Raw genomic sequence first — 13852 nt, forward strand, 5'->3', positions numbered from 1 at the left:
AGGCCTGTGCCCATGCGCTCACCACCTATCCGCAGTTCAACGTGTCACTGGATATGGCGAACGAGCAGATCATCCAGAAGCACTACTGCCACATCGGCATCGCAGTGGATACACCCAATGGGCTGGTTGTGCCGGTGATCCGGGATGTGGATCGCAAAAGTATCTGGCAGCTCGCGGAAGAAGCCCAGGAGCTGGCCGGAAAGGCTCGGGACAAGAAGCTTACCAATAACGACATGAGCGGTGCCTGCTTCACCATCACCAGCCTGGGGGGAATAGGGGGTACCGCGTTCACGCCGATCGTGAACTCGCCCGAAGTGGCGATTCTTGGCGCCTCAAAAGCCTCTACGGAGCCGGTCTGGGATGGCACCCAGTTCCAGCCACGGTTGATGCTTCCGCTGTCGCTGTCCTACGACCATCGGGCCATCAACGGGGCGGATGCAGCCCGCTTCAGTGCTTTGTTGTCGAGGGTTCTGGGCGATCTGCGTGAGTTGATCATGTAGGTGGATTAGCCTGGCCCGCATTGCAGGCCAGGCGCTTCATTGAGCGCTAGAGCGTCATGGCTGCAATCCAGCCGAAGACAATCAGCGGGATATTGTAGTGAATAAAGGTTGGGACCACGCTGTCCCAGATGTGGTCGTGCTGGCCGTCGGCATTCAGGCCCGCCGTTGGGCCCAGGGTGGAATCGGATGCCGGTGAGCCTGCGTCCCCCAACGCGGCTGCCGTTCCAACCAGTGCCACAGTGGCCATGGGGGAGAAACCGAAGTTCAGTGCCAGCGGCACATAGAGCGATGAAATGATCGGGATCGTTGAGAAAGATGAGCCGATCCCCATGGTAATAAACAGACCCACTGCCAGCATGACCAGGGCGGCCAGTCCGGGGTTGTTACCTATGATATCCGTGGAGCTGGTCACCAGTGATTGAATGGCGCCACTGGCCTCCATGACACTGGCGAAGCCGGAAGCGGAAATCATGATGAACCCCACCAGTGCCATCATCCGCATGCCTTCGGTAAAAACCGTATCCTGCTCGCGCCAGTGGAAAACACCACTCACCGACAGGATCGCAAAGCCGAAGATACCGCCAACAACCATGGAACCACTGAGCAGCTGAACGGTGACTGTGCCGATGAGTGATAGCGCCAATACCCCCTTCTGCCAAAGCTTCAGGTGGCTGGCCGCTTCCTCTGGCGTCTCATCCCCGTGGGCAAGGTCGCGGTCTTCATAGGTGCGTTGGCTGCGATAACTGAATAACACCGCCACGACTAGACCGATGGCCATGCCGCTAATGGGGATGCCCATGGCCAGCGGTACCATGTCCTCGGTCACCGCCAGTCCCATGTCCGCGCCGCTCTCGTTGATGTTTGCGAGCAGCAGGTCGTGAAGGAAGATGGAGCCAAAGCCCACTGGTAACAGCATATAGGGAGCGGTGATACCGAAGGTAATGACACAGGCCGCCGCGCGGCGGTCGAGCTGCAGGTGATTCATGAATTTCAGCAGCGGGGGAACCAGAACCGGAATGAAGGCGATATGCACGGGGATCAGGTTCTGTGAGCTTACAGCTGCGGCGAGCAGGACTCCCAGCACCATCAGGATGATGCGCTGGCGGTGTGGAATTCCTTCATCAAGATGCAGCCTCTCAATCGCCTTGCGCGACAGCAGCTGGGTGATCCCGGAACGGGAAAGAGCCACGGCAAAGGCCCCAAGAACGGCGTAGGAAAGGGCCACCTTGGCGCCCCCACCCAGTCCGTCATTGAATGCGCTCAGGATCTCGTTAATAGGCATGCCTGCCCAAAGACCGCCCACCAGGGTGGCCACGATGAGGGCGAAGACAACGGAAACACGGGCAAGACTCAGGGAAACCATCACAAGGATGGCCAGGACAACGGCGTTCATTAAACAGGCTCCTGGGGGTACGTACTTGCAGTCCACACTGTGGGGACGCAAAAGCGCCATATTTTCGCTTGCCAGACCCGCCGCCGTCACCTGGGTGATCATCAATCCAGCCTTTATGCCGCGATTGGGCGACCGCGATACCCATGCCAGTGGCAGGCACGTTACAGTAAGGGCCAAGTACGACACTGAATGGGGCACGTGATCCCCGGGTAATCATAGGACCAACTCAATGCTCAGGCGAACCAAAATAGTTTCAACGCTCGGCCCGTCCACGGACTCGGCCGAATCGATTGCCGCGATTATACGGGCGGGGGTTGATGCGACGCGGCTCAACTTCTCCCATGGCAGTGCTCAGGAACATATCAATCGGGCCAAGCGGGTCAGGGAAGCCGCTTCTGCCCAGCAGCGTTTTGTCGCGCTGCTGGCGGATCTCCAGGGCCCGAAGCTGCGGATTTCGGGGTTCAGGGAGAACAAGGTAACCCTGAAAGCCGGCCAGTCGTTCGTGCTGGACGCCACCCTGGCGAAGGATGCCGGCACCAACGAGCAGGTGGGCATCGATTATGAACAGTTGGTTGATGACGTGACGCCGGGGGACGTTCTGGTCCTGGACGATGGCGCTATCGAAATGGAGGTGGTGTCGGTGGGCGATAACAGCATCACTTCCCGGGTTCTGGTTGGCGGTGTTCTTTCCGACAACAAGGGACTGAACAAGCGTGGCGGTGGGTTGTCCGCTAATGCGCTTACGGCTAAAGACAGAGAGGATATTGTGACGGCCGCCCGATTGGGGGCCGACTACGTGGCGGTGTCCTTCGTGCGCAGTGGCGAGGACTTGCATACGGCGCGCCGGCTTTTGAAAGAGGCCGGCTCTGAAGCGGGGCTGGTTGCTAAAATTGAGCGTGCCGAACTGGCCCATGATGAGGCCGCCCTGGATGCGGTCATTGAGGCATCCGACGTGGTCATGGTGGCGAGGGGCGATCTTGCGGTGGAGATCGGTGATGCTGAGTTGGTCGGTGTTCAGAAGCACATCATCCATCGCGCCCGGGTGCTGAACCGCGGTGTCATCACCGCCACCCAGATGATGGAGTCCATGATTACCAGTCCCATGCCGACCCGTGCGGAGGTTTCCGACGTGGCCAACGCGGTGATGGACTACACCGATGCCGTCATGCTTTCTGCTGAGACAGCGGTGGGCGACTATCCTGTGGAGGCAGTGAAATCGATGGTGCGGATCTGCCTGGGCGCTGAAAAGCATCCCACCATGGGTCAGTCCCAGCACCGTATCCATGAAGCCATGGCGCATGTGGACGAGGCGGTGGCACTATCCGCCATGTATGCGGCGAATCATCTAGAAGGCGTTACAGCCATTATCTGTATGACGGAGTCGGGGGCAACACCCAGGTTGATGTCCCGGATCAAGTCCAGCCTGCCCATCTTCGCCTTTTCGCGACACCATTCCACACAGCATCGCGTGGCCCTGTTGCGCGGGGTTCAGACGGTTCCCTTTGATGCCTTCGAGATTCCCAATGAGAAGACGAACGCTTTGGCGGTTCAACAATTGGTGCGCTGGGGCGTGGTGGCAGAGGGGGATCGTGTGGTGATCACCAAGGGCGACTACGTGAATGCCCAGGGGGGCACGAACACGATGAAAATTGTCCGGGTCGGGGCGGACATCCAGTAAGCGTGGTTACCGCCCCGTCTCGGGGCAACCGTTACTGTGGCTGTGCCAGTGTGGCGCAGGCCGGCTTTTTGCGTTCACCTAGTAAGCCATTATCTGATATCGGCAAAACCCATAAGCAAAGAGTGATAAATGGGTTAAAGCGATAACCTCTGCCTGTTATCCTTTAGGCCATCGTGCTATTGGAAAACAGGTGCTTATTCCTGATGACTCTATCATCAAGCAACTCACCCCTGACCGACGAGCAAGCCCGACAGCTCAATGACGTGCTGGGTAACCTCGAAGGTCACCAGATTGACTGGCTCTCCGGGTATCTGGCCGGCTGGCGTGCCGCCCAGACCGGCCAGCCCTCCGCCGGTGGGGCCGCTGCGGCGGCCAGCGTGGAAGCGCCCTCACTGACCGTGCTCTACGGCTCCCAGACCGGCAATGCCGAGGGTGTGGCCGAGATGCTCGGCGAGCAGGCCAGTGCCCGGGGCATCAAGGCCTCGGTCGTGGATATGGCGGATTACAAACCCCGCCAGCTCAAGAGCGAGAGCTTCGTGGCCGTGTTGGCGTCGACTCATGGCGAAGGCGACCCGCCGGACGGCGCCCTGGACTTCCACGAGTTCATACACAGCCGCAAGGCCCCCGGGCTCAAGGGCGTCCATTACGGCGTGCTGGCGCTGGGCGACACCAGCTACGAGCATTTCTGCCAGACCGGCAAGGACTTTGATGCGCGCTTTGCGGAGCTGGGTGCCAGCCAGCTGGTTGAACGGGTGGATTGCGACGTCGACTACGATGACCCGGCAGAGGCCTGGGTGACGGCCATGCTGGATGCCATCGAGGCGAAGGCCGGTGCGGCAGTCTCCGCTGGCAGTGGGCAGAGTGCGGGCGGAGCGCCCGGCAAGTCCCAGTACGACCGCAAGAATCCCTTCCCGGCGCCGGTGCTTGAGAACCTGGTGCTCAACGGCCGTGGCTCCAACAAGGAGACGCGCCACATTGAGCTCTCCCTGGAGGATTCCGGGTTGACCTACAGGCCCGGCGACGCCGTGGGCATCTACCCCCAGAACAACCCCAACCTGGTGGCAGCCATCATTGAAAAACTGGGGCTGGACCCGGAAGAGACCGTCTCACTGGGCGAGACCCAGACCACTCTGTCCAAGGCCCTGATGCATTACCGTGAGATCACCGTGCTCACGAAGCCGCTGATGGAACAGTGGGCGGCTTACTGCGGGGATGCGGAACTGCAGAAGCTGGTGGGCGACCAGGCGGGACTGACGGACTGGATGCGTGGCCGTGATCTGCTGGATCTGATTGAAACCTGGCCGGCGGAAGGGCTTGGGGCGGACACTCTTACAGGCATGCTGCGCAAGCTGCCACCCCGTCTCTATTCCATCGCCTCCAGTCAGGCGGCGGTGGATGAAGAGGTCCACATGACCGTGGCGGCGGTGCGTTACGAATCCCATAACCGGGAACGGGAGGGCGTTGCCTCCACCTGGCTGTCGGACCGGCTTGAGGACGACGCTACGGTTCCGGTGTATATTGATCCGAACAAGAACTTCAAGCTGCCGGAAGATGATGATGCGCCTGTCATCATGATCGGGCCGGGAACCGGCGTGGCGCCCTTCCGGGCGTTCATGCAGGAGCGCGAGGAACGTGGCGCCCGGGGGCGCAACTGGCTGTTCTTCGGTGAGCAGCACTTCCACATGGATTTCCTCTATCAGAGCGAGTGGCTGACATGGCGCCGACAGGGGCTGCTGGATCACCTCACAGTGGCCTTTTCCCGGGACCAGGAGGAGAAGGTGTATGTCCAGAACCGGATCCGGGACTACGCCACGGAGCTCTGGAGCTGGCTGCAGGACGGCGCCTACCTCTACGTCTGTGGCGATGCGGATGCCATGGCACCGGACGTGAACGAGGCCCTGATCGACGTGATTGCCCATGAAGGCAACAAGAGCCGTGATGAGGCCACCGAATACCTGCGGGATCTTGCCCGCGAGAAACGTTACCAACGGGATGTGTACTGATGGCCGATAAACTCCCAGAAGCCGAGATCATCAAGCGCGAGAGTCGCTACCTGCGTGGCACCATTGCGGAGAGCCTGGCGGATGAGGCCACGGGTGCCATCGCGGAAGCGGACACCAAGCTGACCAAGTTCCACGGCAGTTACCAGCAGGACGACCGCGACGTGCGCGACGAGCGCCGCAAACAGAAGCTGGAACCGCTGTACATGCACATGGTGCGTCTGCGTCTGCCGGGCGGGGTGCTCACACCAACCCAGTGGCTGGGCCTGGATGAGGTGGCCGATGAGTGCGCCAACCATACACTGCGGCTGACCACGCGCCAGACGTTCCAGTTCCATGGCGTGTTCAAGAACAAGATGCGCACCCTGATGCAGCGGGTGAACGCCCTGGGGATTGATTCCAAGGGTGCCTGCGGTGATGTGAACCGCAACGTGGTTTCCAACGTGAACCCGCACGAGTCGCAGCTCCATGCGGAGATTCACCGGCTCTCCGATGAAATCAGTGAGCGCCTGATGTGGCGCTCCAGTGCCTACGCCGAGATCTGGCTGGGCGAGGAGTGCGTGCACCGTGTGGGCGAAGAGGAAGAGCCCTTCTACAGCTACTACTACCTGCCGCGTAAGTTCAAGATTGCGCTGGCGGTTCCGCCGGAGAACGACGCGGACGTCTTCGCCAACGACATTGGCCTGATCGCCATTGTTGAAGGCGGCGAGCTGCGTGGCTTCAACATCGCTGTGGGCGGCGGCATGGGCACCACTTACGGCGAGCCCGAGACCTATCCGCGCCTGGGCACAGTCGCCGGTTTTGTGCCGGCGGACCAGGCGGCGGATGCCTGCGTGGCGATCACCGCCATCCAGCGCGACCATGGCATGCGCACCAACCGTTCCCACGCGCGCTTCAAGTACACCATTGATGACCATGGCCTGGACTGGCTCCGTGAGAAGTTCACCGAGTACCACGGTCAGCCGATGGAAGAGGCGCGGCCCTATGAGTTCGATCACAACGGTGACCGCTTTGGCTGGGTCGAAGGTGAGAACGGCAACAGCCACCTGACCCTGCACATCGACAGTGGCCGGATCGCAGACTGGGATGGTTACCCGCTGCGTACTGGCCTGCGTGAAATCGCCAAAGTGCATACGGGTGAGTTCCGTATTACCTGTAACCAGAACCTGGTGCTGGCTAACGTTACCCCGGAGCAGAAGGACACCATCCAGCGCCTGGTGGATCAGTACGGTCTGCGTGATGGCACTAAAGCCACGCCGCTGGCCCGCAATGCGATGTCCTGCGTGGCCTTCCCGACCTGTGCCCTGGCCATGGCGGAGTCCGAGCGCTACCTGCCGACGCTGGTGGAAAAGCTGGATGAGCTTATGGCCAAGCACGGACTGTCGGATCAGGCGCTCAACGTACGGGTGACCGGTTGCCCGAACGGCTGCGCGCGGCCCTACCTGGGCGAGATCGGCCTGACCGGTAAGGCGCTCGGTAAGTACAACCTGTACCTGGGCGCGGACCATAAGGGTGAGCGCATGAACCGGCTGTACCGCGAGAACATTGACGAGGCGACCATTCTGGGGATCCTCGATCCGATGCTGGAGCGGTATGCGGCTGAGCGGGAGGCCGGGGAGTACTTTGGGGATTTCCTGGTGCGTGCTGGAATCGTCGAGGCGGAGCGGACGCCGGCGATGTTCCATGAGGCGTTGGAGTAAGGCTCAAACCTGCCGCACTCTCCTTGCTAGCTTGATGCTTGTATTCAATAAAAAACCCGGCTCGTAAGCCGGGTTTTTTGTGTCGTGCCGCCGGACTGGTTACTTCGGCTGCTTGACCGTCCGCAGGTAAGGCTTGTGCGTGACGTAGCCTTCCGGGTACTTCTTCTGCGCTTCCTCGTCGCTGACGCTCGGCGGGATGATCACGTCTTCGCCGTGCTTCCAGTTAACCGGCGTGGCGACGGTTTCCTTGGCGGTCAGCTGGCAGGAGTCCAGCAGGCGCAGGACTTCGTCAAAGTTCCGGCCGGAGGTCATCGGGTAGGTGAGCATGGCCTTGATCTTCTTGTCCGGCCCGATGATGAACACGGAGCGCACGGTGGCGTTGTCCGCCGGTGTGCGGCCTTCGGCTTCGCCTTCCTCGTCCGCCGGCAGCATGTCGTACTTCTGGGCAACGTTCAGGTCGGTGTCACCGATCATGGGGTAGTTCGGTGCACAACCCTGGGTTTCCTCGATGTCCTTTGCCCAGCTGGCGTGATTGTCGACCGGGTCAACGGAAAGGCCGATGATCTTGGTGTTGCGCTTGTCGAACTCGGGCTTCAGCTTGGCCATGTAGCCCAGCTCGGTGGTGCAGACCGGTGTGAAGTCCTTCGGGTGAGAGAAGATGATGGCCCAGCTGTCGCCGATCCACTCGTGAAAGTTGATCTGGCCTTCGGTGGTCTGGGCGGTGAAGTCCGGTGCTGTCTGTCCAATTCTGAGGGTCATTGAACGTCCTCCTGCGGGTTGTTGTCAGTTACCACTAGGATATATAAACAGCCGTTCTTATCAAAATGGGTTTTATGGATAAGGTTATGCGGTTCCTGTTATGGCATAAGATCAAGGCCTCGTAGCATCCCTGATGTGGCTGGGGCTGGCAATCCCCGCTGTGGGCCGGGGCGTAGTGCTGATACGGGACTGTTAGGATAGCGTTCTATGAAACTCGCCTTTATCGATCTTGAGACCACGGGAGGAAGTGCCTCGGGTGACCGCGTCACCGAGATTGGCCTGCGTCTCTGGGAAGACGGCGAGGTCATAGAGGAATGGCAGACGCTGGTGAATCCGGAGCAGACCATTCCGCACTACATCGAGTCCCTGACCGGCATCACCAATGCCATGGTGGTGGATGCGCCGCGTTTTGACGAGGTGGCGGAGATCTTCCGTGAGAAGGTGGGTGATGCGGTCTTCGTGGCGCATAACGCGCGCTTTGATTACGGCTTCATCAAGGCGGAGTTCCGGCGGCTGGGGAAGGCCTTTGCGGCGCCGGTGCTGTGCACGGTGAAACTCTCCCGCCGGCTGTACCCGGAATACCGGCGCCACAACATGGATGCCCTGATCGATCGTCATGGATTGGAGCCCGGGCCTCGGCACCGCGCGATGGGCGATGTGGAGTCCATGTTCCAGTTCTTCCAGTGCACCCGGTCCGAGCAGGGCGAGGAGCCGGTTGATCAGGCCATCCAGGCGCTGCTGAAACGTCCCAGCATTCCCTCCCATATCTCACCGGACATTCTGGATGAGCTTCCGGATACGTCGGGCGTCTACCGCTTTTACGGCGAGAATGATGTCCTCCTCTACGTGGGCAAAAGCACCAACATCCGCCAGCGGGTGGCCTCGCATTTCTCGGGGGATCACAACAGCAGCCGGGGGGTTCAGCTTTCCCAGAGCATGCGACGGGTGGACTGGACGGAGACGGCCGGTGAGCTGGGGGCTTTGCTGCTGGAGCTGCACCAGATCAAGACCCTGAAACCGCTCTACAACCGGCGTTCACGGGCGGCCAAACGGCTGGTCAGCATTGCGCTTTCAGAGTCCGAGGCGGGGTATCTGGGCGCGGAGCTGAGCTGGCGGATTGATCCATCCAGCCTGGATCAGTACCACGGACTGTTCCGCTCCAAGAAGGATGCGCAGAAGGCGCTCCAGGGCATTGCCCAGAAGAATGAGCTGTGCAACCGGCTGCTGGGGCTTGAGAGTGGTCCTGGGCCGTGCTTTCAGCGGCGGTTGGGGCGGTGCCGGGGTGCCTGTGAGGGTGAGGAGGATGTGACCCGGTACAATCTGCGCACGAAGATCGCCTTTCACAGCATGCAGCTGACGACCTGGCCCTGGGAGGGGGCGATCGGGGTGGTGGAGGAGAATGAGGCCATGGGTAGAATGGATATCCATGTGCTTTATAATTGGGCGCATCTTGCGACGGTTCACAGTGAGGCGGAGCTTCGGGATCTGGAGCCGGGGCGTGAGCCGCTGGCGTTTGATCTGGATTCGTACAAGCTGCTGGTGAAGTATGTGATGGCGCCCTCGCATCGGTTGCGGGTTATTGAGTGCCCTTGGGTGCCGCGGCCGGAGGTTGTTTGGCCCTCTGATTATCAGGACTGAAGTGTGGTTGCCGGGGAGTGGTGTTGGGACTGCTTCCCGGGAAACGCCACGAGTACATCCCTGTAGGCTGCTCTTCCGCCATCCCTGGCTCCAGAGCTTCCCGGGAAGCAGTCCCAACACCACTCCGTCCAAGTGTTCTGCAATTCGCTGTGAGTGGACATTTTCCGAACTAAGAGCTGACTGAATGAGTAATTCCTCCGTAAATCGAGCCACCTTCGATGAAGTCATGGTCCCCACCTACGCCCCCGGTGATGTGATTCCGGTGAGCGGTGAGGGGGCCCGTGTCTGGGATCAGGAAGGGAATGAGTACATTGATCTGGCCGGAGGGATTGCGGTGACGGCTCTGGGGCATTCGCATCCAGGTGTGATGGCGGCGCTGCAGGAGCAGGCGGCGAAGATCTGGCATGTGAGCAATGTCATGACCAATGAGCCGGCGCTGCAGCTTGGGCAGTATCTGTGCGAGAACACCTTTGCGGAGAAGGCGTTTTTTGCGAACTCCGGGGCGGAGGCGAATGAGGCGGCGTTCAAGCTGGCTCGCCGTTACAGCTGGGATCATCATGGGGACGGCCGGCACGAGATCATTGCCTTTGATGGCAGTTTCCATGGGCGGACGCTGTTCACCGTGGCTGTCGGCGGGCAGCCGAAGTATCTGGATGGGTTCCGTCCGGGGCCGGAAGGGGTCCGGCATGCGACGTTCAATGATGCGGCGTCGGTAAAGGAGCAGATCTCGGATAGGACCTGCGCCATTGTGGTGGAGCCTGTTCAGGGGGAGGGCGGTGTGCGCCCGGCGGATTACGGGTTCCTGCGCGAGCTTCGCCGGATCTGTGATGACAACGGGCTGCTGCTGATCTTTGATGAGGTCCAGTGTGGCGTGGGCCGCACCGGGCGTCTCTATGCCTACCAGGATTACCATGTGGAGCCGGACATCCTGACCACGGCCAAGGCGCTGGGGAACGGCTTTCCGATATCCGCGATGCTGACGCGGGCAGACATCGCGGCCAGTTTCACGGTCGGTACTCATGGCACCACCTACGGAGGGAATCCGCTGGCCTGCGCTGTGGCCCGCCGTGTACTGGAGTTGGTGAACACCAAAGAGGTGCTGGACGGTGTGCCTAAACGCCAGCAGCGGCTGTCTGACTGGCTCGAGGCCATGGCTGAGGAGACGGGATTATTCCGTGATGTACGAGGCAGGGGGCTGCTGATGGGAGCGGAACTGGCCGCCCCCTACGATGAGAATACCAAGGCCTTTGTTTCGGCAGCGCTGGAAGCCGGTGTGCTGGTTCTGGTGGCCGGCGGCACGGTGCTGCGCTTCGCGCCGCCGCTCAACATTCCCATGCCGGACCTGAACGAGGCGCTGGACCGGCTCGAAGCCGCATGGAAGGCTCTCAGCTAGAGCCTTCCCCGGCCTCATCCCTGGCGCGCTTGGCCTGGCGGCGTTGCTCGATGACCTCCGCCGCCTCGGCGCCCACGTGGGCCTCGCCGCGTTCCTTTGCCAGTCGGATCTGGCGTTCACGCTCCGCGAAGCGCGCCATCTGTTCCTCGGTCAGCGAATCGTAGCACTTGGGGCAGCTGATGCCCTGCTGGTATTTCGGTGACTGCTTGTCGTCCTCGGTGATCGGGCGCCGGCAGGCGTGGCACTGGTCGTACTGGCCGCGCTCCAGGTTCTGGTTCACCGCCACACGCTCGTCGAAGACAAAACACTCGCCGTTCCACAGTGACTGCTCTTCCGGCATCTCCTCGAAGTAGCGCAGGATGCCCCCTTCAAGGTGATAGACCTCCTCGAAGCCCTGTTCCTTCAGATAGGCGGTGGACTTCTCGCAGCGAATGCCACCGGTGCAGAACATCGCGATCTTGCGGTGCTTCTGCGGGTCCAGGTTCTTTTCCGCGTATTCCGGGAATTGGCGGAAGGCCTCGGTGCCGGGGTTGATGGCGTTCTGGAAGGTGCCGACCTCCACCTCGTACTCATTACGGGTGTCGATCACCGTGACTTCCGGGTCCTGAAGCAGCTGGTTCCATTCATGGGGCTTCACGTAGGTGCCGGCGGACTGCTTCGGGTCGATACCGTCCATGCCCATGGTGACGATCTCGCGCTTGAGCTTCACCTTGGTGCGGTTGAATGGCTGGATGTCCGTCTCGGAATCCTTGTAGTCGATTCCGTCGAAGCGCGGGTCTTCGGCCAGGCGCGCCTTGAGCGCGGCGATCGCCTCATGGGAGCCGGCCACGGTGCCGTTAATGCCCTCGCGGGCCAGCAGCAGGGTGCCGCGGATGCCGTTGTCCAGCAGGAACTGGTATAGCGGCTCACGCAGCTGTTCGTAGTCGTCCAGGCGCACAAAACGATAGAGTGCGCAGACGGCGTAGGTCGTCATCGGGTTGCCTCCGTTGCGGGCTGGAACGTAAAACCAGAGCAATGGTGAGTGCGGGATTGTACGCAATGTGCTTCACCGTTTGCCAGCGAATCGGTATTCTGGCCGGTCACTGTTGATTGGCGGTATAAGAGCAGACTCGTGCGTCCTATTGATCCCAAGTACTATTACCGGCGTTTTCTCCATCCCCGCTACTGGCCAACCTGGATCCTGATCGGGGTTCTGCGCCTGCTCGCCTATCTGCCGCTTCCGGTACTGCAGGTGATCGGGCGGGCCCTGGGCTGGCTGAGCTATCTCGTCGGGGCCGAGCGCCGCACAATTGCACGCACCAATATCGAGCTGTGCTTCCCGGAGATGTCTGCCCGTGAGCGGGAAAAGCTCGTCCGGGAGAGCATCATCGCCACCACCAAGGGCTATGTTGAAAGCCCCAAGGCCTGGTGGGGGAACATGAAACCCCACATTGAAAGGCTCGAGGTGCATGGCAAGGAGCATCTTGAGGAAGCCCGCCGCCGGGGTAAGGGGATCCTCATGCTGGGCGGCCATTTCAGCATCCTGGATTTCGCCGGCCCCTTTGCGGACGCCGTGTTCGATTTCAACCACATGTACCGGCCCAACAATAACCCCCTGTTTGATGCGGTCATCGAGCGCAACCGGCGCAAGTTCAGCGGGGCGGCGTTCAACAAGCGCCAGCTGAGGCAGATGATCAACTTCATCAAGGAAGGCAATATCGTCTGGTACGGCTGCGACCAGGATTTCGGCCCCCGTTACAGCGTCTTCGCTCCCTTCTTTGGCGTCCAGGCGGCCACGCTTACCACGCCCGCCTGGATTGCCCGGGAGACCGGCGCCACGGTTCTGTTCCTGAGCCAGTTCCGGGACGGCAATGGCGTTTACAGCGTGCACTTCTCGCCGGTCTTTGAGGACTATCCCACCGACGATGAGGTGGAGAACGCGACCCGTCTCAACCAGGAGATTGAGAAGATGGTCCGGCGCTACCCGGAGCAGTACCTCTGGGTGCACCGCCGCTTCAAGACACGGCCGAAAGGCGAACCCAGTGTCTATCCGCCGAAGAAAAAGACATTCATGAAGAAGCTGCGCAAGATGATGCGGGGCTGAACCCCGCGCATCCGCAAAGCAACCAGGAGCCGCGCAAATGGCACGAACCGTTTTCTGCCGCAAGTACCAGCAAGACATGGAAGGCCTGGACTTCGCGCCGCTGCCGGGCGCCAAGGGCCAGGAGATCTACGAGAACGTCTCCAAGCAGGCCTGGGAGGAATGGCAGGCACGCCAGACCCGCCTGATCAACGAGAAACACCTGAACATGCTGGACCCGAAGGCCCGGGAGTACCTGCAGGAGCAGATGGAGGCGTTCTTCAACAACGAGGAGTCCGACGAGGCTGATGGCTTCGTTCCGCCTGAAGAATAATGCGAATTCGGGGCCCGGCTCTTGACGTTGGAGCTCCGAATCGGTTTAATAACGCCCCGTTGTCGCCCGGATAGCTCAGTCGGTAGAGCAGTGGATTGAAAATCCTCGTGTCGGTGGTTCGATTCCGCCTCCGGGCACCACTAATATCAAAGACTTAGCCCGCCTCGTGCGGGCTTTGTTGTTTCTAGGTGTCCACCAAGTGTCAACACAGGCGCACTGATCTACTTCCCCCGAAAAGCCGCTCAATGACACGCGTCATCACGGGCCGGCGTGACCTGCTCCCCTCTAGCTTAACCGCTTCTGACTTAGTAGTGTCCCTCTCAGAAGAGGATGAACGACATGAAGAAGCGATTTTCCGAAGAGCAGATTATCGGTGTGTTGAAAGAGGCGGAAGCCGG

Annotated in this window: 11 protein-coding genes and 1 tRNA gene; 9 read left to right on the forward strand and 3 right to left on the reverse strand. The window is 60.7% G+C overall.

Annotation, left to right across the window (positions count from 1 at the left end; genetic code table 11):
* On the forward strand, positions 1 to 500 hold a 500-nt coding region (locus tag GLW01_RS15355; protein ID WP_202405781.1), incomplete at its 5' end, for a 2-oxo acid dehydrogenase subunit E2.
* Positions 501 to 546: 46 nt separating this feature from the next.
* On the opposite strand, the gene GLW01_RS15360 is transcribed toward GLW01_RS15355, so the two are convergent.
* Positions 547 to 1893 carry a Na+/H+ antiporter family protein gene (locus GLW01_RS15360; protein ID WP_160899660.1) on the reverse strand — a complete coding sequence of 449 codons (1347 nt, stop codon included), beginning with the start codon at positions 1891 to 1893 and terminating at the stop codon, positions 547 to 549.
* A gap of 229 nt (positions 1894 to 2122) precedes the next feature.
* On the opposite strand from GLW01_RS15360, the gene pyk reads away from it, so the two are divergent.
* The 3 genes from pyk to cysI all read left to right on the forward strand — a co-directional run bounded on the left by pyk (position 2123) and on the right by cysI (position 7271).
* Entirely contained in the window at positions 2123 to 3571 is a 1449-nt protein-coding gene (pyk, locus tag GLW01_RS15365; RefSeq protein WP_160899661.1) for a pyruvate kinase, read from the forward strand.
* Between the two features lie 203 nt (positions 3572 to 3774).
* Complete coding sequence (locus tag GLW01_RS15370) at positions 3775 to 5574, forward strand: assimilatory sulfite reductase (NADPH) flavoprotein subunit (protein ID WP_160899662.1); 1800 nt, start codon at positions 3775 to 3777, stop codon at positions 5572 to 5574.
* Positions 5574 to 7271: an assimilatory sulfite reductase (NADPH) hemoprotein subunit gene (gene cysI, locus GLW01_RS15375; RefSeq protein WP_160899663.1), complete on the forward strand. Its 1698-nt coding sequence runs from the start codon at positions 5574 to 5576 to the stop codon at positions 7269 to 7271. The genes GLW01_RS15370 and cysI overlap by 1 nt, the downstream gene beginning before the upstream one ends.
* Before the next feature lie 99 nt (positions 7272 to 7370).
* Here the strand turns inward: cysI and GLW01_RS15380 are convergent, their stop codons facing one another.
* The gene (locus GLW01_RS15380) at positions 7371 to 8030 is read right to left on the reverse strand and encodes a peroxiredoxin (RefSeq protein WP_151440022.1); all 660 of its coding nucleotides are present in this window, start codon (positions 8028 to 8030) and stop codon (positions 7371 to 7373) included.
* Positions 8031 to 8237: 207 nt separating this feature from the next.
* Here GLW01_RS15380 and GLW01_RS15385 point away from each other — a divergent pair, with 207 nt between their 5' ends.
* Together GLW01_RS15385 and GLW01_RS15390 are read left to right on the forward strand one after the other, a co-directional pair.
* Entirely contained in the window at positions 8238 to 9668 is a 1431-nt protein-coding gene (locus tag GLW01_RS15385; RefSeq protein ID WP_160899664.1) for an exonuclease domain-containing protein, read from the forward strand.
* Positions 9669 to 9852: 184 nt separating this feature from the next.
* Positions 9853 to 11061 (forward strand): acetylornithine/succinyldiaminopimelate transaminase, encoded by a 1209-nt coding sequence (locus GLW01_RS15390; RefSeq protein ID WP_151440024.1) that lies wholly within the window; start codon positions 9853 to 9855, stop codon positions 11059 to 11061.
* Here the strand turns inward: GLW01_RS15390 and GLW01_RS15395 are convergent.
* Complete coding sequence (locus GLW01_RS15395) at positions 11054 to 12034, reverse strand: rhodanese-related sulfurtransferase (RefSeq protein ID WP_160899665.1); 981 nt, start codon at positions 12032 to 12034, stop codon at positions 11054 to 11056. The genes GLW01_RS15390 and GLW01_RS15395 overlap by 8 nt on opposite strands.
* 138 nt (positions 12035 to 12172) lie before the next feature.
* Here GLW01_RS15395 and lpxL point away from each other — a divergent pair, with 138 nt between their 5' ends.
* The 3 genes from lpxL to GLW01_RS15410 all read left to right on the forward strand — a co-directional run bounded on the left by lpxL (position 12173) and on the right by GLW01_RS15410 (position 13594).
* Positions 12173 to 13144: an LpxL/LpxP family Kdo(2)-lipid IV(A) lauroyl/palmitoleoyl acyltransferase gene (gene lpxL / locus GLW01_RS15400; protein ID WP_160899666.1), complete on the forward strand. Its 972-nt coding sequence runs from the start codon at positions 12173 to 12175 to the stop codon at positions 13142 to 13144.
* A 37-nt stretch (positions 13145 to 13181) separates the two neighbouring features.
* Positions 13182 to 13454, forward strand: coding sequence for an oxidative damage protection protein (locus GLW01_RS15405; protein ID WP_151440027.1), 273 nt, complete (start codon positions 13182 to 13184; stop codon positions 13452 to 13454).
* 64 nt (positions 13455 to 13518) lie between these two features.
* Positions 13519 to 13594 (forward strand) — tRNA-Phe (locus GLW01_RS15410).
* The last annotated feature ends 258 nt before the right edge of the window (positions 13595 to 13852 follow it).

This window comes from Vreelandella halophila, assembly GCF_009856365.1.
GTDB classification, from domain to species: Bacteria; Pseudomonadota; Gammaproteobacteria; order Pseudomonadales; family Oleiphilaceae; genus Halospina; species Halospina utahensis_B.